The organism is Candidatus Accumulibacter necessarius, assembly GCF_036625085.1.
On sequence record NZ_JAZKUM010000002.1, the window covers coordinates 777706 to 803147 of the forward strand.

18 protein-coding genes and 4 pseudogenes are annotated in these 25442 nt (G+C 58.0%); 5 read left to right on the plus strand and 17 right to left on the minus strand.

What is annotated here, in order from left to right:
* Window positions 1-517: 517 nt before the first annotated feature.
* Window positions 518-1579: a glycosyltransferase family 2 protein gene (locus V5B44_RS07965; protein WP_332358535.1), complete on the plus strand. Its 1062-nt coding sequence runs from the start codon at window positions 518-520 to the stop codon at window positions 1577-1579.
* Window positions 1580-1713: 134 nt separating this feature from the next.
* Here the strand turns inward: V5B44_RS07965 and V5B44_RS07970 are convergent, their stop codons facing one another.
* The gene (locus tag V5B44_RS07970; RefSeq protein ID WP_332358536.1) at window positions 1714-2670 is read right to left on the minus strand and encodes an IS110 family transposase; all 957 of its coding nucleotides are present in this window, start codon (window positions 2668-2670) and stop codon (window positions 1714-1716) included.
* An 883-nt stretch (window positions 2671-3553) separates the two neighbouring features.
* Between V5B44_RS07970 and V5B44_RS07975 the strand changes: the two are divergent.
* Window positions 3554-3910: pseudogene (locus V5B44_RS07975) on the plus strand (IS5/IS1182 family transposase); the annotation flags it as partial.
* 45 nt (window positions 3911-3955) lie between these two features.
* Entirely contained in the window at window positions 3956-5431 is a 1476-nt protein-coding gene (locus V5B44_RS07980) for a lipopolysaccharide biosynthesis protein (RefSeq protein WP_332358537.1), read from the plus strand.
* Between the two features lie 573 nt (window positions 5432-6004).
* Here V5B44_RS07980 and V5B44_RS07985 read toward each other — a convergent pair.
* A pseudogene (locus V5B44_RS07985) lies at window positions 6005-6961 on the minus strand (IS1634 family transposase); the annotation flags it as partial.
* 65 nt (window positions 6962-7026) lie between these two features.
* Between V5B44_RS07985 and V5B44_RS07990 the strand changes: the two are divergent.
* Window positions 7027-8087 (plus strand): annotated as a pseudogene (locus V5B44_RS07990) (IS3 family transposase); the annotation flags it as partial.
* Window positions 8088-8111: 24 nt separating this feature from the next.
* On the opposite strand, the gene V5B44_RS07995 reads toward V5B44_RS07990, so the two are convergent.
* The 10 genes from V5B44_RS07995 to tnpA form a co-directional block, all read right to left on the minus strand.
* Window positions 8112-10184 carry a recombinase family protein gene (locus V5B44_RS07995; RefSeq protein WP_332358538.1) on the minus strand — a complete coding sequence of 691 codons (2073 nt, stop codon included), beginning with the start codon at window positions 10182-10184 and terminating at the stop codon, window positions 8112-8114.
* A complete protein-coding gene (locus tag V5B44_RS08000; RefSeq protein ID WP_332358539.1) occupies window positions 10177-10368 on the minus strand; it encodes a hypothetical protein in 192 nt (63 codons plus the stop codon). Before V5B44_RS08000 ends, V5B44_RS07995 begins: the two co-directional genes overlap by 8 nt.
* A 577-nt stretch (window positions 10369-10945) precedes the next feature.
* A complete protein-coding gene (locus tag V5B44_RS08005) occupies window positions 10946-11227 on the minus strand; it encodes an IS4/Tn5 family transposase DNA-binding protein (RefSeq protein WP_332358540.1) in 282 nt (93 codons plus the stop codon).
* A 76-nt stretch (window positions 11228-11303) separates the two neighbouring features.
* Entirely contained in the window at window positions 11304-12647 is a 1344-nt protein-coding gene (locus tag V5B44_RS08010; RefSeq protein WP_332358541.1) for a glycosyltransferase family 4 protein, read from the minus strand.
* Window positions 12648-12718: 71 nt separating this feature from the next.
* Window positions 12719-13921 carry a glycosyltransferase family 4 protein gene (locus V5B44_RS08015; RefSeq protein ID WP_332358542.1) on the minus strand — a complete coding sequence of 401 codons (1203 nt, stop codon included), beginning with the start codon at window positions 13919-13921 and terminating at the stop codon, window positions 12719-12721.
* Window positions 13922-14157: 236 nt separating this feature from the next.
* Window positions 14158-15351 carry an IS4 family transposase gene (locus V5B44_RS08020; RefSeq protein ID WP_332358543.1) on the minus strand — a complete coding sequence of 398 codons (1194 nt, stop codon included), beginning with the start codon at window positions 15349-15351 and terminating at the stop codon, window positions 14158-14160.
* Window positions 15352-15396: 45 nt separating this feature from the next.
* Window positions 15397-16746, minus strand: a complete 1350-nt coding sequence (locus V5B44_RS08025; RefSeq protein ID WP_434735424.1) for an IS701 family transposase — start codon at window positions 16744-16746, stop codon at window positions 15397-15399.
* Window positions 16747-17089: 343 nt separating this feature from the next.
* Window positions 17090-18658, minus strand: a complete 1569-nt coding sequence (gene tnpC, locus V5B44_RS08030; protein ID WP_332358043.1) for an IS66 family transposase — start codon at window positions 18656-18658, stop codon at window positions 17090-17092.
* Between the two features lie 80 nt (window positions 18659-18738).
* A complete protein-coding gene (tnpB, locus tag V5B44_RS08035; RefSeq protein ID WP_332358044.1) occupies window positions 18739-19092 on the minus strand; it encodes an IS66 family insertion sequence element accessory protein TnpB in 354 nt (117 codons plus the stop codon).
* On the minus strand, window positions 19089-19409 hold the full coding sequence (gene tnpA / locus V5B44_RS08040) for an IS66 family insertion sequence element accessory protein TnpA (protein ID WP_332358045.1): 321 nt from the start codon (window positions 19407-19409) through the stop codon (window positions 19089-19091). The genes tnpB and tnpA overlap by 4 nt, the downstream gene beginning before the upstream one ends.
* 100 nt (window positions 19410-19509) lie before the next feature.
* Here tnpA and V5B44_RS08045 point away from each other — a divergent pair, with 100 nt between their 5' ends.
* Window positions 19510-19683 (plus strand): hypothetical protein, encoded by a 174-nt coding sequence (locus V5B44_RS08045; RefSeq protein WP_332358544.1) that lies wholly within the window; start codon window positions 19510-19512, stop codon window positions 19681-19683.
* On the opposite strand, the gene V5B44_RS08050 is transcribed toward V5B44_RS08045, so the two are convergent.
* The 5 genes and pseudogenes from V5B44_RS08050 to V5B44_RS08070 all read right to left on the minus strand — a co-directional run.
* On the minus strand, window positions 19677-21125 hold the full coding sequence (locus tag V5B44_RS08050; RefSeq protein WP_332358545.1) for a lipopolysaccharide biosynthesis protein: 1449 nt from the start codon (window positions 21123-21125) through the stop codon (window positions 19677-19679). The genes V5B44_RS08045 and V5B44_RS08050 overlap by 7 nt on opposite strands.
* 49 nt (window positions 21126-21174) lie before the next feature.
* A complete protein-coding gene (locus tag V5B44_RS08055) occupies window positions 21175-21810 on the minus strand; it encodes a tetratricopeptide repeat protein (RefSeq protein ID WP_332358546.1) in 636 nt (211 codons plus the stop codon).
* 184 nt (window positions 21811-21994) lie between these two features.
* Window positions 21995-22750, minus strand: a complete 756-nt coding sequence (locus V5B44_RS08060; protein ID WP_332358547.1) for a sialate O-acetylesterase — start codon at window positions 22748-22750, stop codon at window positions 21995-21997.
* A gap of 104 nt (window positions 22751-22854) precedes the next feature.
* The gene (locus V5B44_RS08065; protein ID WP_332358548.1) at window positions 22855-23919 is read right to left on the minus strand and encodes an acyltransferase family protein; all 1065 of its coding nucleotides are present in this window, start codon (window positions 23917-23919) and stop codon (window positions 22855-22857) included.
* Window positions 23920-24480, minus strand: a pseudogene (locus V5B44_RS08070) (GNAT family N-acetyltransferase); the annotation flags it as partial.
* Window positions 24481-25442: the final 962 nt, after the last annotated feature.

Below are 25442 nucleotides of genomic sequence, written 5' to 3' on the forward strand. Positions count from 1 at the left end.
CACTTAACCGCAGAAGTTGCATCGGCCGTTTAATCAGCAACAGGTCGCTAATTGGTGGCTGTGTCTGGTATATCTTCTGGCCAAGGCTGGTGAGGAGCAGCAAGTACAGCAGTGAGTTTGTGAGCTTCGCCCCGGGGGTTATTAGCAAGACGGTGACGGGCAATGCGGCAAAGGACAGGCAAATGGGGCTATCGGAGTCGCATGGGCCTGAGCTTGGCTGCCATTCTCCACTACACAATGCAATTCTCAGGAGTTTCAAGGCGCATTAGGGAAGGTTCTGTCGGTCGGCGATGTACCCCGTTCTGAGATACTTCAACAAAGGCGTTGGTCATTTGGGCGCTGAAGAGTTGTGGACGACGGAATGGTACAAGGTACGGGCGAGCAGATCAGTTGAAAGCAGAGTTCCTCGACCACCAATCCGATTCGTTCATATTCCTAGTGCCTGACAAAAATCGTCCAAAATCATCCTTTCACGAATGGGTTAAACGGGATCGCCGTTTCTGCAAGAATTCCGCGATTGACTGCGGCTGTTCAAGGCGGCGATTCTCTCCAAGAATCCATTGAAGTTTTAGCCGTCGAAAAGCCCATGCAAATGATCTCGCCAAGAATTGCAGTTGTGATCCCATTCTTTCAACGAGAATCCGGGATTCTCAGTCGATCGCTTCACTCGATTGCGGAGCAGGATTATCCAAGTGAAGCGATCTACGTCCTAATTGTTGACGATGGTTCGCCACTACAGGTTGATGATGAACTGCGCCTCAATCCACCCCCGACCGGCTTGCGCATCCGCCTCATTCATCAACCGAATGCTGGTCCCAACGAGGCGCGCAACACTGCTTTGGAGCACCTGGAGCCGAATACTCAGCTGGTCGCATTTCTCGATTCTGACGACGAATGGACAGGCGAACACCTGCGCCGCGCAGTTGCCGCGCTTTCAGCCGGATATACCGCTTATTTCGCCAACCTTTTCCACTTGGGCGATACCATCGACGAGTTTGAAAAGGCCAAGCGTTTAAACCCGACTGATCACCCCATGATAGGTAATGATCCTACCTTGCGAGCCTATCACGGCGACATGATTCACCAGATATCCACGGCGAATGTCATTTTCATGCCTTCTCTGGTAATCGATGTGGAAGCTCTAGGCAAGGCCCGATTCCCGGAGGCGCATCGCCATGGCGGCGGCGATTACCTGTACTGGATGGAGCTGATTCGCCACGGGGCCTGCTTCGCCTTCTCAACGAAGCCTGAAGTACGCTGTGGGAAAGGCATCAATATGTGGTACGGTAGCGGCTGGGGTACCGATGGCTTGGCTTTGCGCTTGATCGATGAGGCTAGGTTTCGCCGTCGTGTACTTAACTACTACGCTATCGTCAGCGAGACGAAGCGATGTCTGCGCGCTAGGTTGGTGGAATTGCAGACCAGCATGGTGCTGGACATGGTGCACCGACTCAGACGGCGCAAGCCGGTCAAATGGCAGGTGATAAAGACCTTTTTCCAAGAGAATCCATTCTCCTTGGCGACGCTCGGCCACATATGTGCGGTTCTGATCGCAGCTTTGTCAGGTAAGCGCGGTTGATGGGGCTGCCGGCAACTGCATCGAGTCTGTGGTGTCCGCAATTCTTTGCTCAGCGGGCTTTCACGGTAGGGGGAAAGGTAGCTGTTAGCGGTGGCCAAGATACGCGGATGACGAATAAGCAACTGTCTTTCGAGTCAAGCGGTATGAAGAGAATCGTCCCAGGCTTTGCCGGTTCTGACCATGGCGTTGAGGATAGTCAGGAGCTTGCGCATGCAGGCGACGATGGCAACCTTTTTGGGTTTGCCTGCGGCGACGAGGCGGTCGTAGAACTGCTTGATTACGGCATTGAATCGGATGGCCGCGAGCGCTGCCATGTAGAGTCCGCGGCGCACCTGGCCGCGTCCGCCGAAGATGGCGCGCTTGCCACGCATCTGGCCGGAATCGCGATTGAAGGGTGCCAAGCCGATGAGGGCGCTAATTTCCCGGCGCGACAACTGCCCCAGGTCGGGTACTTCGGCGATCAAAGTGGCGACGGTGGTTGGGCCGATACCGCGCACGCTAGAAAGCCGCAGGGCCAAGTCGGCATGATGGGTTTCGATGTGCTTGGCAAGTTCAGTCTCGACCTCATCGAGTTGGGTGCGAATTGCCATAATCATGCCCTCGATACTCTTCCTGGCAGCGGCGTGACTGACCGACAGCCGTTGGCGCTCGGCCACCTGCATGGCGACGAGCTGCCGCCGGCGTGCCACCAAGGCCTGCAACGCCTGCTGCTCTGGCGTTGGCAAGACGGTGACGAAACGATCACGCTCCGGACTGCAAGCCAGCACCTGAGCGAGTTCAGCCAAGGCCTTGGCGTCAATTCGGTCGGTCTTGGCGAGATAGCCCATGGCTTTGGCGAAGTCCCGCGCCTGGCGCGGATTGATGACGGCGACGGCAAAGCCGGCGGCTTGCAGGGCGCAGGCCAAGTTGCTCTCCAGGCCACCCGTGGCCTCCATGACGATCAAATCGACCGCCTGCCCGGCCAAGTTGGCAAGCAGCGTATCAAAGCCCGCGTCATCGTTGGCGAAGGTCTTGATGCTGCCGCTCACGCCAAGGGCAGCGTCGAAGGTCTGCTTGGCAATGTCAATGCCGATAACGATTGATTCAGGCACGTTCCTCTTCTCCCATCCTTGTCAATGCGATCTTGGGTCCAACAACTGTTCGGGCTCCAAAGGAACGGTCACGACGATGCGCCATAACGCTTATTCACGGGCTTGGTGTCCCCAGGATAGAACTGGCTGCATCGCCGCGCCCGAAACCACGGACGCTGTGGATTTGTGGACAGTCGGCTTCGCCGATTCCCACCTTTGCGCTGCGCGCAATCCTGTGGACGGCCCGTGGAAAACGCTGCGCGTTTCCCACCGCCCGCCCACAGGCCGGTGGCTGACCACAAGCTCCACAGCGTATCAACAACGTTCATATATATTCATGATTCGGGAAGATACAAGGTTAGATCGTGCGAGCGAGGCGAGCCACGATCTGAGCGGTTTGTTGGACGAGCCCGGTCGAGGCAGCGCTGGGCCAGCCCCTAGGAAGAGTAGTTTTGGAATATGCAGAATGCAGAAACTTAGCAGAAGGAAACTTCCCGGCCTGGGACTTCGCCCGTTCCGTTGTCGCGTCGGCATCTCTTCTTTGTGCCGAAGCAATGGTTATGCCAGCAATTCGAGACACACGGTTCCGTCGGCGTGCGAGCCTCACTTTCCCGTCTCTCGTCGAGGACGCGAGAGACGCTTACCTGGCTAAACGTCTTACCAGTTGATGGTAGGCGCTGCAGCGGATTTTGTGTTTGGCTATCGTCCAGGCCAGATTATTCCCTTGTTGATCAAGGAGCGCTTCCTCTTGACGGCCGCATATCCTCCGCGCATCGGCTTATTCCAACTAGCGCGGCAAGATGGGGGAGAATGGTTGATTGTCTTAGTTAACAAAAAGGGGGGCTGATCATGTGGCGCATTGAAGTCTGTCGGGTTGGCGCGGGGCAGAACGGCGGTTCGTCAGTCCAGTGGTCGGCATGAAGCCGTTGCCAACGTGCAGGCCCGTGACACCATCCCGCTACGCGACGGTGGTGTCGCGTGGCGAGACGACCACCCGCGCGACGCCATTCTCCAGGAAATCGCGACCAAGGGCCTCGCCGGCTGGAAGAGCGGTAGCGGTTACCATCCGCACAGCACTGCCGAAACCACTATGTACTGGCTGAAGCAACTCGGCGACAGCCTGTACTCCCGAATCTTTGAACGGCAGGTCAACGAAGCCTCTATCCGAGCGGTGATCCTCAACACCTTCACCTACCTAGGCATGCTGCAATCTGTTCGAGTACGGCAAGGCGCGCCGGTTGCGTGCGAAAGGCGGGGATAGAGGAGTTCATGCCGAAGACGAGAAATCTGCATTTATGGTATATTAATGTCACCTAATAGTGCACCAACGCCGACTCCTTCCATACGCGGCGCCCTCCTCTGGTCATTCGGCGAGCGCTATGCTAGTACAATCATTGCCATCGCGAGCACGATGGTTCTAGCGCGAATCCTTACCCCAGCCCAAGTAGGCGTTTTCTCCCTATGTGCCGCTTTTGTGGCGGTTGCTGGCATCTTTCGCGATTTTGGCATTAGCGAATACCTGATACAGGAGAAACAGTTAACGCGGGATAAGATGCGTGCCGCTTTTTCGCTTGCCCTAATCATTGCCTGGACTATTGCAATCCTTGTTTTCGCTTTGCGCAACATCATTGCCGATTACTACGCTGAGACGGGTGTCGCAGAAGTACTGTCGGCTCTGAGCCTCAATTTCCTGATCCTTCCCTTTTCCTCGCCAGCATTTGCCTTACTGAACCGCGAATTGGCATTTCGCAAGATTTTCGTCGTGCACATAAGCAGCAACGCGACCCATGCAGCAACGTCAATCTCATTGGCATTTATGGGGTACGGCTACATGAGCCTCGCTTGGGCCTCCGTCGCAAGCACGTTAACGATCGCGGTAATCGTTAGCTTCATGCGGCCACGCGATTCATTCTTGTCGCCTGGACTGAAAGATGTGAAATCGGTACTGGCCTACGGATCGATGTTTTTCTCGTCACGCGTTATCGAAACCTTCAGCCGAAATTCGCATGAATTCATCATCGCAAAGCAGTTTGGGTTTGAACAGGTAGGCCTATTCAGTCGTGCACTCGGACTGCTGGAGCTGTTTTATACGAACTTCACTTCTGCAGTCGTGCGCGTCACCACCCCGGTCTTTGCGAACGACCATCGCGGTGGCGCGGACCTGCCCGCCCGCTACGCTGCAAGCACCGCCATGCTGGCAGTCATCGCTTGGCCGTTTTTTGGCTACGTTGCCTTGATGGCCAGCGAAATCATCGCAGTGCTGTTCGGTCATCAATGGGCTGCCTCTGCACCGATCGCCAGCGTACTTGCCTTGACCATGATGCCCGGCTATCTGACCACTATGGGCCCAAGTCTTCTGGCTGCAACGGGCCACGTCAAGCAACGCCTCAAGCTCACTCTGTGGTATGCACCGGTGCACATCATAAGCGTACTGATCGCAAGCCATTGGGGTTTGATTGCTGTCGCGTGGGCATTCGGTTTGAGCAGTCTCGTGGCACTGGTCGTCTATCTTAACCTATTGCCACGCTTGTTGAACTGTAAAATGGGTCAGTTGCTCAAGGGTTCAAGCAAGAGCGCGGGGGTGGCAGCAGCGTGTATCACGGTGCAGTTTGTGACACGAGAAATCTGCCATGCGTACCAACTCAACGCTTTGCTGTCTTTACTGATTGTGGGACTGCTGGCTGCAATTTCCTGGCTGCTCGCTGCTCGCCTCATGAATCATATTATTTATTTTGAGATTTCTCGCCTGATCATTCTTAACGTAGGCAAAAAAGACATTTGAGTATTTCTTCACCACTTATCCGTATATCAATCAAGACAATGAAGGCAGCTTGATGAAGATTGTTGCATACATATATCCTGCGATCTTTTCCGGAACTCAGCGAAACATTCATCGCCGAGGGGCGTTGGTGAACTATCAGTACAGTAAGGACTAGGCTTTTCCCAAGACTGCGCTTGGGAAAAGAGGTTCTCCTTCGGAGAACAGCCGAAAGCTGAGTGGTCGGGATGGTGTGATGCCATGGCCCCCGTATCCGTATTGGATGACTAGCTGACCACTCTACGGTCACTACACGAGTAGCTCAGGGCGAACAGCCGTTCTCACGCCCATCCTCACATAGATGGTCGCCCCTGGTTTGCCAAGCCTTCATTCGCTGATGGGAAGCAGGTGGAGATTGCAGCCATAGATCCGGACTCTCGTTCGGGGCCACTGCCCCGTCCCTGATGGAATACGCTGACTGAGCCCTGATCAACTTAGCGCACTCGAACGGATCTTCCTCTAGCCAGTAGACGCAACTACGCTTTAAGTAGGGGTTTTTGTTAAAGAAAAAGCCAGTACCGCAAGAGCGGCGTCTGCCTACACGGCGCGCTTGTCGGCTTTGGCCTTGAGCGGGAAGGACAGGCCGATGGCGTCGAGGATTTTGGCCTGTTGATCGTCCGGGCGTGGCAGATGCGTGTGACGTTGACCGTTGCGGTCGGTGCTGTAGAGATAGGTCAATCGTCCGAGGGCCACCAGGGCGTCGTCCGGAGTGATGGCGGCGGGGTCGTCTTCGGTGCTGCCGAAGGTGCGGTGCAGATCCGCTTCAAACCGCCGCGTGATCTTCAAGGCGAGCATCGCCACGAAGACATGCGCCTTGGTACGCTCGGCCTTGCGCAGGAAGATCGGGCGAATTTCCAGGAAGGTGGTTTTGACCGTGCGGAAGTTGCGCTCGACTTTTTGCAGATCGCGATAACGCGCATCGACCGTCTTCGCATCCATCAAGCCTTGTGGCACATCGGTTTCCAGGAGATAGCAGCCGTCGAGCAGGGCGTCCTGCGCTTTAGCCTCCTGGTCGATGGTGCAGACAATGACGCGTTCGTTCAGCGCGAGGGTGACAAACGCGCTGAGCTTGTGGCGCTTGGCCCAGCGCTGCAAGGCGGCCAGGCCGGTTGCCGCGCTGGCGCGCCTGGAGTTCTTGACGAAGGCGTTACGTTCGGCGACCTTCGCTTGCAACTGGGCCAACTTGTCCTCTCGTCGCCGCCCCTCGCGCACCCGCACGGTTTCGTTTCGGCGCACGATCAGCCGTTTGTCGTCGTGTTCGACTTCGCACAGAGGCACATCGAAGAGGCCCGTCTGCAGCACGCCCTCCTTGAGGAAGGTGCGTACCTGCGCGTCAGTCAAGGCGGTGATATAGCGGAAGCCCTGTGCCGACAGCGCGGCCTTCCCCTTGGCCTTGATCATTCCCCGGTCGCCCACCATCACCACCTCGGCAATCCCGAATTGCTCCTTCAGAATCGTGATCTGGCTGGCCACCGTCGTCGGGTCCGCGGTGTTGTATAGTGGTCCCAGGAATTGAGACAGTGGTTTAAGCTAGGCGCTGTCATAGGGAACGAGAAGCGATGAGCGAAGTGAAGACGCGGAAGGTGCACACCCCGGAGTTCAAGGCGAAGGTAGGTCTGGAGGCCTTGCGAGGGGTAAAGACGATCAACGAGATTGGCCAGGAACACGGGGTTCATCCGGTCCAGGTTGGGCAGTGGAAGAAGGCGATCCAGCAGCAAGCCAAGACCTTTTTCGAGGGCAAGCGCGGTCCCAAACCGGTCGCTGCGCATCGGGAGCCGGAGTTGCTGTACAGCGAGATCGGCAAGTTGAAGGTGGAATTGGACTGGCTCAAAAAAAAGTCTGGGATCAGCCTGTCGTGATGCGAAGAGCCTGGATCGAGCCTGGGAAGTCGTTGGCAGTAGTCCGGCAATGCGTCTTGGCCGGGGTGTCGCGTGCGACGATCTATGCTCAGCAAGAGGCTTCGGTGCTCGACGAAAGCGACTTACTACACCGGCGTCTGATTGATGAGGAGTACACCCGGCACCCGTTCTATGGCAGCCGCAGGATGGTGGTCTTCCTCGGGAAAGCGGGTCACACGGTCAATCGCAAGCGGGTCCAACGACTGATGCGGCTGATGGGGCTGGCCGGCATGGCGCCGGGTCCGAACACCAGCCGGCGGCACCCAGCGCACAAGGTCTATCCCTACCTGTTGAGCGGGGTTGCGGTGCTCAGGCCGAACCACGTCTGGAGCACGGACATCACGTACATCCGCCTGCCGCGTGGCTTCGCCTACCTGGTGGCGGTGATCGACTGGTATAGCCGCAAGGTGCTCAGTTGGCGGATCAGCAACAGCATGGAAGCGATCTTCTGTGTCGATTGCCTGGAGGATGCCTTGCGCAGCCACGGCAAGCCGGAGATCTTCAACAGCGATCAAGGCTCGCAGTTCACCAGCGAAGCCTTTACCAACGTCCTGACCAGAGAAGGGGTGGTCATCAGCATGGATGGACGAGGGCGAGTGTTCGACAACATCTTCGTCGAGCGGCTCTGGCGGAACGCCAAGCATGAGGACGTGTATCTGAGGGGCTATGCCACGATGGGCGAGCTGACGGTTGGCCTGACCGCGTACTTCGCCTACTACAACGACGTTTCATGGTGCCCCACCTCGCTATGTGCTTGAGAAATCGAAGGTTATCTGCTCAGTGTTTGGTACTGCGGGTTGCCGATTCCTGCTCCTGACGCGCTCAACCAGTGCCGTCGCTGCGGCTGTCCGAAGTGTATCGCGGTTGAACACCCATGGCCCATCAGCCAGCGGATGCTGGGCCTCGATTTCTCCACGCGCGACGGCCAAACGGAGCGTGCGCGCACTAACTCCCAAGTACTCGGACGCTTCGGTTAGATTCATCCACGGGTGACCGTCGCGCTGGTCGGCCCGATAGCAGGGAATGTGGTGATGGCTGCGCAGCGCTGTGATCCGTTCTTGCGTCCACCGGTTGCCGCGTCCGGTCAGTAGCCCGTTCCGATTGAGTACGCCGGCAATCAGCCGATCCGGACAGATGCGCGCGAGCACGCGCACGGCTTCCAGGACTTCGGTAGGGGTTTGCGTGCTGTTCTGGCCGCGCCGGCGTCGCGGCAAACGCAGCTCGGTATGGACGCCGCCTTTCCAGTGAATGACCAGGACGACTTCACTGGCTGGCGCATCCACGTCGACGACCACGTCGCGAATCAGTGTCCGAATGACGCGCTTCTTGAGCCGTTCATCAGTCCCTGGATCATGCCATAGCGACTCCAGATCGGCGGCCAGATCAGCGAATTCCTCGCGCGTGGCCACGACTAAGGGGCCTTGCCGATCCCGATGTTGCCGGATCTGCGATTCGATCTCGTGGACCCGTTGCAGGGACTGATTCCAGCGTCGTTCAAGCTCGTCGGTAACCAGTCGATTCTCAGGGTCGGCCGCGTCGTATTGCTTCTGCGCTCGTCGAGCACTGTACTGCGCCGCCTCCAGGTCGCGTTGCAGAGCCGACAAGACTTCGTCGACCTGGCGTGCTTGCTCTTCGTGGGCGATGACCGCCGCCTCGATTGCTGCTGGCTCCACGACGCGCAGGACCTCCCTCGTAATCGCTTGATCGACGACCAAACCGGCAAATCCAATGCAGCGCGGCTCGCCATTATCGAGCCACCCTCGACGGCAGTGGTACCGAAGTACGTCGTGACAGCTACCAGTGTAGTGCACCACCAGCTTATGACCACAGCGGCGACAGCGCAATAACCCGGCGAGCAGCGCCGGACCCCGTTGGGCGGCGCCGATTTGCTCTCGGCGCATCATATTCTCGGAGATGGTCGCCTGCAGGCGCTCGAACTCCTCCCAGCTGACGTAGCCGTCGTGTGCGCCCGGAATGAAAGAAAGCCATTGTTCCCGCGGTTTGCGGCGCACCCGCTGACGGGCCTCGCCGCCATCGTACTCGGTCAGTTGTTCGGTCTTGCCATAGGCGTAAGCTCCGGCGTACGCCGGGTTGGTGAGCATGCTGTAGAGCATGCCGTAAGACGGTCGCTTCCAATGCACTTCCTCGCGGGCGTTGATCACGGGAAGTTCCAGACCATGCTCAAGGAACCACAACAACGTTTGCCGAACACTTCCCAGTTCGCCGAGCTTCTGGAACACCAAGCGCACCGCTTCCTGGACACGCCGGTCGGGATCCTTTTCCAGCCGTCGTTCGCCCTTCCGATAACCCACCGGGCTGGCGATCAACAGCTCACCCCGACGCGCCTTCTCGCGGCGGGCTTCGACCGAACGCTGCCGGAGCAGATCGAGTTCGTACTCGTTGAGGCTGCCCTTGAGCCCGAGCAGCAAGCGATCATTCCCTTGCCGCGGCGCATAGACCATCTCCTGGTCGATCAGGACGGTGTCCACAACACGACAGACCTCGACCAGCTGTTGCCACTCCCGGCTGTTTCTGGCAAAGCGCGATACTTCGCGCGCCGCCACCGCGCCGACCTTGCCCAGACACACCTCGGCCACCATGCGCTCGAATCCGCTGCGCGTCACCAGACCGGCTGCCGACCGGCCGAGATCTTCATCGACGACTTCGATCTCACGCCAGCCCAGTTGCATCAAGCGTTCCCGCATCGCATATTGCAGCTTCTGGCTCTCCAGGTTGTGGTTGACTTGGTAGGCCGAGGACTGACGAATGTACAGGATGGCTTTGCGCGAAAGATGCTGCGCCTTGAGCTTCTCACTCATCGCCGGCCTCCTGGGTCGATCGGGAAGCCAACTCCCGTTCGGACTGTTCGCTCAGCATTCGCGCCAGCAACCGAATCGTTTGCTGGCGCACCTCCCACGGCAGTTGTTCCCATTGCGGCGTTGCTGGCCTCGACTGAAACAACGACAGCTGGGTTGCCCGGCACGGGCTCGACAGGATTCTCATCAGCACCTCCTTCGGGTAATAAGGAATCGTGCTGGGCTTGTAGCATAGGACTACCATCTGGCTGCGAGTGTGCAGCCAGCAGTGCCGCCAATCCGCGCAAGGCTCCGATATCCACGACGGGTCTCGGCGCCAGGCGCAGCTGGCAGCACACTGCCCTGTCGAACATCCAGAGCGGCACTTCGAGCCCGCGGCATTCGTGCTGCGGCTCCAATCCGCAATGCGCGACCATCCACCCGCGGCTCACCCGCGCCCGATAAATCCAGACGACGCGACCAAACCAGGGGTGCCAGGGATAGAGAACTTCTCGCGACTCGGTACTATGGGTGTTCGATTGATGACTTGTACAACGGCGAGCGCCCGCACCAGTCGCTGGACGACCAGACGCCCCAGACGGTGTATCGAACCGGTATCGGTGGCGGGGCGATGATCGTGGATAAATTCGGCGGCGCGGGGGGAGGAACCCCTGTTCCGCTACGCTCCACAGGGGTTCCTCCCCCCGCAGAAACCAGATCAACAGCCACAGCACCAACCGAAGCAAAGGCACAACCGGGGCAGCGCCGTCCAGCTGCTACTGAAGTCAAGTGCCCACCTTAAACAGGCTTGATTCTTGTCTTGACTTCGGGGTCCACTTTACGTGTCTGCGAGCACGCCCAGTGCGGTGCCAGCAGACCCTCCCACGTGACCTCATCATTGGCCAGGAAGAGCGGTAGCCCGCGATCGTCTCCGACCAGCCAGAACACGCCGACGGGGTACTCATTGTCGGCTTGGCACCCAGCGTGTCCAACAACGCGATCGCTCGCTTGTTCAGTCTTCGGTCCCCCAGATCAATTTCCTTCAGCTCCTCCGCAGCCCAGCGCATCCTGCCACCTTCTTGAAAAATCGGCAGCTTACAGCGAGATCCTGAAGTTGTGTATAAGGATATGGGTTCGCCCCGGTTAAATTCCTTCGGTATCGATAATGGCCATCAAATGACGATCGAAACTTTCGAAAGTATGGTTACGAATCATCTCCTCGCGCGCCTTTCGGCCCTTTGCGTGGCGCTCATCCGCGTTAGCGACCAAACGGGCTATCTGCTCGTCAAAACGGGAAAGGGATGCTTCATCAAGGCCTTCGCCCAACACTTCACCAGTGAAATAACCAAAATCTGTTACCTCTTGGTCAGGGTCGTGGCAGGACAGCACGCATTTTCCGTAGGCAAAGGCCTCGAGAAAACTAACGGGCTCGGCTTCATGCACACTGGTGTTCAAGATTGCCCAGCAGCTCCGGATCAGTTGGTCCTTTGGCTGCCCATCTATGTGGCCGAGGAATCGTAGGTTTGCTATCCCTTTGTAACGATCCAGCCATGGGGCCATCAGTTCTGGTGCGTGAGCTTGGCCTGCAATCAGGAAATCAATTGTGGGGTTTCTTCTTGCCAACTCAAATGCAATCCACGGACGCTTGACGGCGTCGAGTCGACCGAGATAAAGAAGTGAAGGCCGTTCGGTTTCAAGTGTGCCATCGATCGGGGGTATTTCGATGGGGTTTGGCAGCCAGTGGGCTTTGATTGTGCCAATCTGGTAAGTACGCTCAGCTCTGGGCACCAGAGTCCTTGCCGTCGTTGCAAACACTATTCGGCGGGGTAGCATCTTCTGCAAGGCTAATAGTTTGAGTATGGATATATTCTTTTCTTTCGCCAGAGCGATCAATTGATCGGAATTATCTAGACCTCTGAACTTAAGCTCATCTGCGACACCCGCAATCTTTTCCCATTCTTCATGATCCCTCGGGTCGTGAATCCAAATGATCAGCGGTATATCACTTAGCGCATACACTGGCATTGCGTAGCTAGGGTACCAGTCAATCGTGATCAATAGTCGCGGGTTGATGGCGCGTAATTGATCGGCATATTTCTTGAAAGCTCTTTCACTTAGTTTTTGCTCAACCTGTCTCAACACGACTGATGTGCCGTGATAAGTCTTGGTTTGCGGTTCACCGACCAGCGCAGTACCTTGTGGGAAAGCCAATGCTACTTTGATCTGACTGTTCGATCTGCCATTGTAATGTTCGGCGATGTTCTTAACGGTCTTGCCGAAACCTCCAAACCCCCGCAGGTCTGGGTGAAAAAACTCTTCGCAGACAAAGGCCAGACTTTGTTTGCTTTGTTGTTTTTCTCTTGTCCCCGTGTTCCCCTCGCAATAGCTGGCTTCGGCTAATTCTTGGAGCTGCCGTTCTTTCTGTCGATCCCAGCGCCAGTTCTTCAGGCGATTTATCAGCTGCTGCATTTGAGTGATTGCGTTCATCGTTTTCCCGGGCGCCCAAGCGGCACTGCTTGGGGATATCGGTTTTGCTACAAAGCAGAAGTGGAGGTAACTCAATTCGAACGAGTCGACTGGCCCCAAAGGTCAATGAGTTGCTGCGTACATCTACTGCGGTCGAACTCGGCTAGGACGGTTGCTCGCCCATTTAGCCGCATTTGCTGCGCCATTTGTGGGTCAGCCTGGAGCTTTCCGATGGCCTCAGCGAGGCCGTCCGCATCTTCGGCTTCAACGAGTAGCCCGTTGACCCCGCTCTCGATCAACTCGGGAATTCCTGTTATCCGAGTCGCTATGCAAGTCGTTCCCATCGCGAGGGCTTCAATACATGCTACGGGTAGTCCCTCGGAACGGGATGGAAGAACGAACAAGTCGGCGCGCTCGTGTAACTGCCTGACAAACTGCTCGGGTTGGACCCCGTGGAATGTTAGGCAATCGTCTACTTGTAATTTAATAGCGAGCGACATTAGCTCTTGTTCCAGTTCGCCGCCGCCGACGATGTCCAAGTGGAGGTGCATGCCTCTTTGCTTGAGCAATGCCATTGCTCTAAGCAACACGTCTTGTCCCTTCATTTGTGCCAAGCGACCAACGTTGAGTAACCGTAGAGGTTTGCCACTGAGTTGCGGTTGGCGAGGAAGAAACGAAAACCGACCTGTGTCAATTCCACAATGAATAATTTTGATCTTACTGTCGAGATCGCCATACCGTTGCACCATATACTCTTTATTGAATTTACTTATGGTTACTACAGCATCTGCGCATTGGTAAAGTTCCCTGGCTATTTCAAAGCCGAGAGGTTCTTCGAGGATATCGTAACGATGCGTCGTGACACCGAACGGAATCCCGCTCCATTCTGACATGCAGGCGGTATATTGAAAGTTTACATCCGCAAAGTGAGCGTGCATGAAGTCGACGCCATGCTCTTTGCACCACCACGCAGGTCGCAAAGCTTGGAAGTAACACCAGCGGTTGGGGTGCCGAAATGCCTTGCACAAGGTGCGAAAAGTCCTGAATGGAGCAACCGTGGCCCAACGAAGAAGATATTCCAATATGGCTACTGAACTAGCCTGGTGAACTCTTAGACGAGGGGCTGAGTCTTGCAGCGCCTGTGCCGCGGGCTGGAGGACTGCAGATTTGGCATCGTGCAAATGGATGACGCAAGGCTGAACGCCAGCATGAAAGAGTGAAAGTGCTTCTTCAGCAATGAATGTTTCGCTTGGTTCGGGAAAAGAACGTATGACGTAAGCGACAGTCTCGATCATGGCGTGTTTGGAGTGATATTCAGTAAACGACGGGTCAGGCTGCTTTAAGGACAGGAGATCCAAAAAGCGCGCTTTCGGGGAGTATGGCTGACGCGGGGTGCCGGCGTCAATCTGGAGCCTTGTCCAATGTGGTATGAGCCTGAACGAGGGGTGTCTTTTCACCCAGGAATGAGCCTGAGCGAAAGAAATTGCGGGGGAAGAGAGGTCAATCCTCCCAAGTTAGCATATAAGCATAATCACTTATAGGCGTGAGACAGGTGGGGTTTCGGCTGAGGTTTGCGAGGTTGCGAACGGTCGGGAACAAACTTCTGGAGGTTCAGAGCGATTTCTGCGAGGAGCGGTTTGAGGCGGCGAGTGGTAGCCTGAGCGGCCAAAAGCCAGCGACCGAGTTGCCGCTTGATCTTGTCGATCGCGAGGGTGCGGTTGATTTTGTACAAGGATTCCGGGTCCAGATGAGCCGCCGTGGCGACATAGGCCGCCAGGGCGTTGAGGTTGTCGAAGACCGCCTTGGCACCAAAGTCCTGGCGCGCCGCGTGCCAAGACAGGCCGGAGGTATGCTCCAGTTGGAGGCGATGCTTGACCCGCTTGTATGCCTCCTCGATCCGCCACCGACCGTGGTACAGATCGGCGAACTCGGCGGCGGGAAACGCCACCGGATCGAGGAGCGAGGTCATCACCACATGGATCCGTCCATTCGGTGTCACTACCCGCACCAGGCGAACAGTGGTCGGCGTCGCCGGACATTCATAGTCTTTGGCATCGCGGGCATTCGGGGCGCGCAAGACGACCACCTGCTCGCTTTGGCCGGACCGCAGGAACTCACGTACCACCTTGAATCCTCGCGACAAATCGCAACGAATACAAAAATGGAGCTGGCGCGCGGTCAGTACCGACACCAGCCAACGACACGGAAAGCCTCGATCCATCAGCAGCAGATCGTCGGGGCGCAGACAGTCGATCGCCTCGAAGAACATCTGGCGCTCATTGGACAAAGGCTCATGCAGCCGGAAGTCCAGAAACAGTTCGATCCCTGGCAAGTACAGGCCAAACGCCATGCCTTTAACGATCGACCGGACCCCGTCCTTCATCATGGTCAGGCGAACGTCGCTCCCATCCGCGGCGACCACGCGGAGCCCTTTCCATCTCGGGAAGGGCAGGTGCTCCTCCGCCAAGCGGATCAGCTCCTGATTGACTTCGCCAAACACCAGCGCATTGATCTTGTAGCGCGCCTGCGAAAAGGCTTGTGCCGTTACTTCGCGCACCGAGTCGGCGCGATTGCGCAGATTGGCGAAGAACTGATCAAGTTCGGACTGTACCGCGGCCTGGACTCCGGAGAGCAGAAAGCTCAGGACGGTCGGCAGCGTCAGGGTGCGTTGGCGGGTAAAGTGTTTGGGGTCGAGCCGAGCTACTTCCATGAACTCTCTTGACAACAGATAGTTAGTTCTACTTTGTCAGATTGTCTTTCAATCTGATGCTTAGAGCATGGCGGCTTGCTTTCTGTAGGCGGATTCCATGGCTTGGTGCCGCCGTCGATGCCTATCGATGATGGATGCCGCGAGGTCTTCGTCGGTGACGATCTTGGTAGGCAGCCGATGGCGCATGATCTCTATCAAGTCACGGCAGGAGAGCAGTTCAGCCGTCTCGCGATGGGCCAGGCGCTCCTTGGCCAGGAACATGGTGGCGATCATGACCAGGGCCATGTGATGGTGCCACGCCTGCCAGCGGCGGACCTGATACTCGGCCATGCCGCAGGCGCTCTTGGCCTCTCGGAAGGACTGCTCGACGAAATGGCGCGCTCCCTGCATTTCCGCCAAGCGGCGCAAAGACGCCCTGGGCTTGGCATTGGACAGGCCGAATTTGAGTTTCGTCCCATCGAGTTCCCGTCGTACCAGGAGATGCCAACGGCTCGCCGACGGCGCCTCGCCGTCCCAGACCCACACCCGCTGGGTGAGATAGTCGGCCATCACCTCGCCCTTCTCGCCGTCACGGATCGACAGACGCCCCCAGGCGGATGCCGACTGCGTGGCTGCCCACGCGGCCACCGTCATGGGCACCGCCGTGGTCCGCAGCCGACGGGGCGCTCGACCCTTCGACGAACGACGAGCCGCCACCGCGGGTGCGGGATCCTGGAGATAGATCGCCTGATCCGAATGCACCTCAGCGAAGAAGATCTCTCCCTCGACATCCAGTTCCCCGAGCAGCCAGGGCAAGTGCCCGTAGCCGCCATCAAAGGCGACGAAAGAGAAGTGCAAGCCTTCCCGCCTCAGGCGAATTACCATGTCCAGAGCGATCTCGCCCTTGGTGCGGAACGTCTGCGCCTCCTCAGGCACCCCCACCGCCTCGCAACGTGTCGTATCTTTGGCCCACTTCTCCGGCAGATACAAGTCGGCATCCACCACGCTTGCTACGCCATCGCGCGTCACCGCCGCGAAGACGCCCACCTGACAGTTATCGACCTTCCCCAGGCGCCCGTTCCACTGCCGCGCCACGCCCGCGGACATGTTTCCCTTCTTTCCGAACGCGCTCTCGTCGAGGAGCAGAGCGCTGGGGTGGCCGAAATGGGTGTTGGCATCGACCACCAGTTGCCGACGCACCCCGCGCCGATCCCATTTGGATTCGCTCAGCATATGATGCAGTGGCTGATAGCGGCTGTCGGCTACGGTTTCCGCCATGCACTCCATGTTACGGCGCGAACTCTGGAACAGCCCGTGCAGATACTGGCGCGCCGTGTCTTCTACCGAACGGGTCCGGCTTTGAAAGCAGTGAAGGTACGGCGTGAAGTGCGAATCGAAGTGCTCTAGTGCCGAAGCGACCAGCGCTGATATGCAATCGACGTATCGGAGTTGACATTGTGATTTACAACTCCATGAATAGATGGAACAATCACGACATATGACATTCTACCACAGGACAAACCCAGATCACAGGAAGGCGAATACGAATCTGACAAAGTAGAATTAGAGAGCTTCATAAGCATATTCGAATATTCAGGCTGTCATGTGGTTCTCCTTTATAAACAACGCTTTATACCGCCATTATGCAAGACAGGTGCGATCGGCGCAACCGCGCACAATAGTTATGCTTTGGTGCTAACTTGCGAGGATTGGAAGAGAGGTGTGGGTCGATCATCGGTAAGCGTTCAGCGCACCCACCCCTGTGCGCGCACAATCACACTGGTTTTTTTAGCGGCAGCAACTCGTCGATGCGGCTGTTCGGCCAGGAGGGCAGTTTCTTCAGGGTGTCGGTCAGCCAGGCCATGGGCTCGATGCCGTTCACACGCGCAGTTTCGAGCAGCGATTGAATTGCCGCGGCACGTTGCCCGGCAGCCTCGGAACCGGCGAACAGCCAATTCTTCTTCCCGATGGCGATCGGGCGAATGGCATTCTCGACCGGGTTGTTGTCGATCGGGTAGAAACCGTTCGTGGCGTACCGGGCAAAGGCCGGCCAGCGCCGCAGACTGTAGTCGATCGCCTTGGCCAGGGCACCGCCGTCGGCCACCGATCGGCGAGTGTTCTGGAGCCATAGGTGCAGGGCTTCGAGCAGCGGTTGGCTGATTTCCTTTCGTCGTCGGGCCCGTTCCTCGAGCGTCTTCCCTTTCGCCGCGTCCTCGATGGCATACAACTCGCCGATACGGCGCAGGGCCTCGGCCGCGATCGGGCTCCCATTCGCCTGATGGAGGTCGAAGAACTTCCGCCGGGCATGGGCCAGACAGGCGAGTTCGATCACCTCGCCACGAAACAGCGCCTGGTAGCCGGCGAACTCATCGACCATCAGCGCGCCTTGCCAGTCCCCGAGGAACTCCGCCACATACTTCCCGCCGCGGCCAGGCTGGTAGTCGAAGACGACAATCGGCGGATCGCTTGCCAAGGCATTGCTGCGATACGCCCAGAGATAGGCCCGCTTGGTCTTTCCTCTGCCCGGGTCGAGTTGCTGCACAGGCGTTTCATCGGCATGCAGCACCGTCCCCTGGCGGAGCCGTTCGGCGAGACGCAGCCAGAGCGGTTCCAGGGCGACGCCGATGCGGCCGACCCAGTCGGCCAGCGTCGAACGGGACAGGGCCACCCCCGAGCGTGCGGCCTGCCGCTCGAGACGGTAGAGCGGCAGATGATCGACGTACTTGCTGACCATCACCCAGGCCAGCAAGGCCGGCGCTGCCAGACCGCCGTCGATGACCGAAGCGATGGCCGGTGCAGCGGTAAGGGTTTCGCAGGGCCGGCAGGCGTACTTCGGGTAGATGTGGCGCTCGACGAAAAACTCGGCGGGGACGATGCTGAGCTTCTCGGTCACGTCCTCGCCGATCCGCACCAGCGCCTGACCACATTGCCCACAGGTGCAGGTTTCGGGCTCGTGCAGGTGCTCGACACGCGGCAGTTGCTCGGGCAGGGGCTGACGGCCGGCGCGGTCGCGTTTCGGTTTTTCGGGGGGCAGCTGATGTGGCCCCATTTCGGCCGCCTGGGCCCGTTCGGCCAGGCGGGCTTCGCAGGCGGCCAGGTCGGCAGCGAGGGTTTCGTCGAAGAGGTCCCGTTCGCCGGCGGCCAGGGACTCGCTCTTGACGCCGAATTTCATCCGCCGCAAATAGGCCAGTTCGAGGGTCAGCTTCTCGATCTTGGCATCGCGCCAGTGAATCTCCGTGGCGTTGGTCTTGACCTGTTCGAGCAGCCCACCGACCCGGTGCTCGGCCCAGAACAGCAGTTCTGGCGAGGGCGAGAAAGGGGCAAGTTCGCTCGCTAAATCCATGACGAATTATACCATCAAGATGCTCGAAAAGACGTCGAAGTCATGGATTCTGCGTGCTTTTCTGAAAAGACGGCGCATCCCTAGACCTGCCAGTGGGCGGGTGCGGGCGCGTCCCGGCGTTGCCAGTCTACGCCGGCGATCAGCCAACGCCATTGCGCTGCAGTGAGGGCAAAAACCGGGTCGCTGGCGCTCGGCCAGGTGAAGTAGCCACGGTGCAACCGGCGTTGCGACAGCCAGACGCCGGTGCCGTCCCAAACCAGCAGTTTGAGCCGGCTGCGGCGCCGGTTGGTAAAGGCGTAGGCGGTGCCGTCACAGGGGGTGCGCCCGAGACTGGCCTGGATGCGGGCCGACAGGCCATCAATGCCCAGGCGCATGTCCACCGCTTCAACGGCCAGCCAGATGCGCTCGGGCGCCGCCCCGAGCGGCGCGTTCATGCGCGCTCTCCCCACAGGGCCGTCAACCACCCGGCCGGTGGCAGCGCGGCAAAGTCGAGTCGCCAGCCCTGCGGGCTATGGAGCGACAGGCTCGGCGTTGAGGCCGCGGCACTGGGAACCCTCACCGCAGGAACCAGGGTCAGTGGGACTCTCGCTCCGCTCGGTCCTGGACCCTTCGCCAAGCGCAGGTGCCAGTAACTGAGCGAATGGCTTCTCAGTCCGTGCTGCTCACAGTACGCCTTCTGGCTGCCGCCGCTCGCCCGCCAGGCGTCCACATGCCCTCGCCAGTGCGCTTCCAGTTCACCTGCCTGGTCCATCTCGTCCTCCTGTCGAAAACCCGGAGGTTGCTCCATATCTCGGGGGTTTTACAGGTGGGTGGGCCGGACGCTTACGATCATCGCAAGGATGGTGATCCACATGAACGAAGCACGGCTGACCACGATCGAGCAGATCGTGCAGTTTCTCAGCGCCAGCATCTCAATTGAGTTCTCGGTGGCAAGCGACAACGGTGAGCGGTATGCGCACATCAGTCGAGTCCTGACACGCTTTGACTATCTCGGTCGCAAGAAGCGCGAGCGTGGCGATCAGTGACTTGATCGATTTTTTAAGCCTCCGAAGATCGACGCCACCTCGGGCCAGAACGGATGATCGCAGACCTTGAGGGCAACGAGCCAGAGAACTCCTGTGGCGAAGCTGCAACCCATGAAGACGACAAGGTAATTGGCCTCGGATTGCTCGACAAAAAGGGCGACCAGCAGGCTCGGGACTCCGGAAATGGCGCTAACGCCTGCACTGGGTATGCATGCGTGAACGACCTCCTTGAAGTGAAGACCGATGATCCGGCGAAGAAAACGTTGCGAGATGATGGCGCCGCCAAGTGCACCCACAGCCAGTCCCCAGCATGCCCCAGTCACGCCAAATGGAAAGACCAGAGCCAGGCTGGCAAGGCGCATGCCTTGCACGAGAAACTGCAGTTTGTTGCTTTGGTCGATCCGACCTTCCGCGATCATCACCTCGGTTGCCAGCCAGTACGGAAGCTCAAGAATTGCAACCAGACAGAGAATCTGTGCCAGCGGTACCGCCGGCATCCACTGCTCACCATACAGTAGGCGAATTGCCGAATAGGCGATGATGCCGATGCAGACAAAGAATGGCCAACCGACGCCGGTCAGCAAGGCCATGGCTTTGAGGTAGCCGCTTGCCGTTCCTTGGCCAGTCCTTGACTCCTGCGCAAAATAGGGCAAGCAGACTCGTACCGCAGCGGAAACCACGGTTCGGTGGAAAATCTCGATCAAACCGTTGGCACGGCTGAAAAAGGCGACGGATGCCATGTCCAGTGCGCGGCCGATTACCGCCTCCGGCGCGCTCTTTCCGATCTGCCCAAAAAAATAGATGCCCGTGGCGTGTTTGCCAAAACTTGCAACCTCGCGCAATCCAGACAACGACGGCCAGGAAGGGAAATCCTTGGGGCGCGCGTACAGTGAGTAGGCAACGGTGACAAAGACGCCGGCAACCGAGGACCACGCCAATCCAATATAGCCGAATCCGGCCAGCGCAGATGTAGTGGCGACAAGAAAACTGGCCAGGTTGGCCAGCATGCCAGCAAGAAAGATTGGGCGGTAATTCAGTTCGCGCCTGAAAAAAGCCATGGTCACCGCCCCAAACGGAATGAGTACAAAGTTGATGGTCTGAATTCGCATCACTTCGGCAACGCCCGGGTGCCGATAGAAATCAGCGACGGGGCCGCTTGAAGAAAACAGTATTGCCGCCATCACCCATGAGGCAGTGATATTGGCCGCGAGCGCAGCGCGGATCTTCTCCCTGGTCAGGACCTTCTCTTGAATCAGGTATTCGGCGACTCCGAAATCGCGAAAGGTGCTGGCAAGCGCTGCCAGTACGGCGGCAACAGAGAATATCCCGACTTCCGTTGGTGTGAGCAGGCGGGAGATGATCAGAGTGCTGGCTAGCTGTAGCGCTACACCAAGGTAGCTGTCAGCCAGAGCGAAGGTGAGCGAGCGCCGAACGGAACTCAAGATGGCTGCCGTCGAACAGATAATCGAAGGGCCGATACTTCATTGGTTTTCACTGGTCCGCACTCCCCGTGGGAGGAGCGTCCGTCGACTCCTTGTAAGGAGTTGCTCGTGGCTTATTGGTTTCTCCCGTATCGCTTGCCGGCGCAGCTTCCTTGACCTTCGGCACTATGTCGGACCGTTTGCCCCCCAGCAAACGATACTGCTCGGCCAGTACCTTGGAATTAGGGCTGTACTCCAGACCGGCCTTTACGACTTGTTTTGCCTCAGCCGTTTTCCCGGATTTCATCAGAAACTCTGCCCAGTGGGAATAAGCAGGCCAGTAGTCAGGCTTGAGTGCTCGCGCTTGGGCGAATGCCTTGCTGGCCTCATTTGGGCGGGAAAGATGCAATTGCGCCTCGCCAATCCGGGTGTAAATCTCTGGAAGCAGTATGAAATCGCTCTTGGTGTTGTTGACTACATAGTAGTAATCCCCAATAACTCCTTCCAGGAGACCTCTCCTGATCTGGGGTGGTGTGCCAGTACGCAGTGCTCGTTGCAGATTGATCTGCCCCCAGCAATAATGATGAACAGCCCAGAAACCAGGCCCCATCATTGCTAGCCAGCGTTTGGCCGCCGCCGATGGGGCACTTGGCGTGCCGCTCCTCTCTGACCAGCCTTGAGTATCAGGGCAGTAGCGAGGGATCATGGCCATCTCCTCGTTGGTGACGTTTCTGGGTCCGCCAAGGGCGACGGACGTCGTGCTCGTCAGGACCACCGCGAGTGTCAGACGTCGTATGCCGATTCCCGATGAACATCTCCCCAATCTATTGAAATTGAACATTTTTTGTCTCCTGTGCGTTGGTGCTGTCGCGGAAGGCTCTTTGCGCCGTTTAGGGGCGTGGCAGGGAGTGTCCGAAAGCCTCGCTACCGATCGACTCAGCCCACATTCTAGCGGCGCTATCAAGTCCATCGACGGTCAGATGGCACCCATCGCGTCGGAATCTTTCCCCTGAAAGAGCATCGGTATCGGGGCCGAGGCGAAAACGATGGTCACCGGCAGCCTTGGCCTCAATGGCGGTGCGGACTGCATCATACGGGAGCGATCGGCAGATCGTGGAACGTGCCAGGATGACCGGTGCCTTTGCGCCGGCCTCATCAATAATGGCTGCTAGCCGGTTCAGTCGCATCGAATATTCCTCGGTGCTGGTCCCATCCCGGGCGTCTGCTTCGCCTTGCTGCCAAAGCACGAAATCGGGTAGCAGGCCCAAACCACGAATCGAGACGATACGCTCTGCTAGATGCTGCCTCAGTGGACTGTTCTCTCTTGTCCATTCCTCTATGGAGGTGGCATCTACGCCGAGGATCGAGATGACGACCGGCCGGTTGCTCCTCGCTCGCAAGGCAGCGGGCAGGCGTTGCCAGATGCTGCCACCAGTACCCGTTCCGCCAGGCAGAGGATCGACGGCCGTGATGCACCTTCCCTCTGCGACAAGTGTGACCGGTTCCGTGTCACGGCGGTCAATGGAGCCGTGATTGGCTGCGTTCGATTGCCCGAGTGCGAGTAGCACCAGCGGACTGCCCGCGGCGACTTCAGCGCAGGAAAGCTCTGTCTCGCTTCCGACCCGTACAACTTGATCCAGCCTCATGGAGAGTCGGTCTTCTTGCCCTCGCTGCTTCTGGATGAGGAAGGCCGTAACAGCAAGGGTGGCGATGATGATTGCCACCATGAACCATCTCAGGCGCATACCGGTCATCTGTTCATTGCGAGGCGACTACGGTAGCGGCTGCGAATCCAGTGCAGGGCCGGTTGTTCCACCCAGCGAGTGAGGCCCGCAGCCATCGCGAGGCTGGTTGCGAGGGCCAGCACAACCGTTGCATCTGTTGGCACGTCGAGCGCCTGCAATCGCAGTTGTATGCTCCAGCCGATGTTTTCGTGTAGCAAATATAATGGATAGGAAATCGAGCCTAGCCAAATGAAGAGTCGATGCCGAAGTACTCCGAGCCGTTCGGTTGCGGCGAGGAACACTGTGGCGGCAAGGACGGCAGCCAGGCTGGCGGAGAACAGCGATTCGGTTAGCAATAGCGTCAGGATCGCGCAGCCCGCGCTCAGCGCGGGTGTTTGCCATGATCGTCCGCGGCAGGTAGCATGATATATCGAGATGCCCAACGCAAACCAGGGGATGTATCTCAGGATTAGGAGTCGGTAAACTGTCCAGGGAAGCTCGATGCCGAACTCGCGCTCCAGTGAAAAATACACCAGACGCAACGCCAACAAACCGATCAGAACGTGATGGATGCTCCCCAAACGACGTAGTCGGAAGAGGCAGAGCGCCCCGCAGTAAAAAAGCAGTTCGACCTCAAGTGTCCAATAGACGCCATCAACGTGAGGAACGCGGAACAGTCCGTGGATCATGATAAAGTTGCCGAAGGCGGTGCCAACGTCGACTAGCTTGCCTGGCAAGCCTAGGAGGTGAGTGGTCGCGAAGGTTAGAACGATTGCTACCCAGTAGGTCGGGAAAAGGCGACTAAACCGCGAGACAACAAAATCCATCGGCCTCAACGTTTTTTCCAATGTCATGAAAATGACGAAGCCGCTGATGATGAAGAACAAGTTGACCCCGTAATGCCCCATAGAGAAGGAGATCGTCGGCGGAGGACTTGCGCCGAACAGTTTCGTGAAGTGGGTGGTATAGTGGAATAGCACAACAGCCAGTGCTGCGACACCGCGCAACGCGTCGATTTCGACGAGTCGGCTTGTGCGAGGCTTTTCGGCCGACACGACTGCTTCCAGATCTGGGCTGACAACAGCCGTCATCTACTTGTGCCCATCATCTGCGATGACCCGCATGGATCGACGTCGGCGCAGTTCGGCAAACTGCTTGACCCAGGGCCAGCGATACAACGTCAGATGGTAGATCGTACGCCTGTTTTCAGTCCATTTGCTGTGCCACTCCATCAGGCGACCGTAGTATTCGAGCCGATGGATCACTTTTTCTCTGTAGAGCTGCTCAATCTCACCCTGGCTCAGCAGAAAGGCTGGAGAGTAGGCCTGAATCGATTCATCGTAGGTCGTTTTCAAGACAACCAGAGTGCCCTTGCGATGCAAGCAGAGGTTCGAGGCGACAACCCGATCATCAAAAAGATACTCATAGACCACCGCTTCGCTTCGCCGCGCAGCGTCTTCGAGTAGTTCTCGGTAAAATCGCCCTTGGGCATTGGCGGGATGGATGGCTGTGCCGTGCGCTGCTTTCCAGCCGGAACTCTCCAAGGCGCCATAGCGTTCGATGGCGGCGGCCATGTCCGAACAACGGACTAGTGACCGCATGTGCCCGGCAACGCCTTCGGCCACCAACTTGTTTTTCTGCTTCCGCATGTTCTGGCGGAGGTTCTTGCCGCGTGCGCTCCAAGTACTCTTCGAAGTTGCCGTTCAAGTCTATCCAGGCGGTCTCGATATAGTCGCTGCTCTGGCTGTCAGCGGTGTCTTCGTTGCGCGGCGCAAGACTTGGATCAACCTGGGTGATCGAAAGTGACAGGCAGAAGCCAAGCGCTCCTCGGCTCAGGCTTCGCGCCACTTCAACCAGTGGTAGATGGCCTTCAGCTACCCAGGCACCCAAGGGGAATCTGCGAAGGCTGGAAGGTATGCCAGCGGAAGTTCCCTGAAGCGGAACGACAAGGAACATTGCCACAACCGCGTCGCCCCTTGCTGACCGATGAGCAATCGCTCGCTCCCCTTAGCAAGAGGTATTCGAGCGCGTTCTGATTATCGCGTCAGCTGTCAGAAAGGCGATAGGTCGCCACGCTCGGCGTTCAAACGATCCCAGTCGGCTACCATCTTGGGGCTCTGCCGCAGCGCGGATGCGGACAAGTTCTGCCAGGCAATCGCAGGGGAGGTTGACATGGTCTCGCCGGTGTTTTCGTGATGCCTTACTCAAGCGGAGACAGTCATTGACGAGTGCGAACTCCGACAGCAAGCTTCGGATGGCTATGGCAGTGCGAGTGATGTCGGCTTCGTCCAAATCCTGATGGCAGAGCAACTGCAATAAATGCCGGCTCCAGTAGGGTCCCACATCATTCGGCATCTGGGGTGTGTCGGGCCAGACCCTGTCCCAGCGAAACACCGGCAAGTTCTGTGCTCGCATGGCCTGGTAATGCGATCAGAATCCTCGACCCAGAGGGGAAAAAACGTAAGGCACTGCGTCCTCGCCCAACGACGGAACGGGTACGTGCGCGCCTCGCACGTCTTGAAAGTGCTTGGCATAAAGCGCGAAGTTTCGCTGGCGCTTGGCAATTATCTGGCCGCGAGGCAGGATTGTCTTCAATATAGTCGTTGCCCATGCA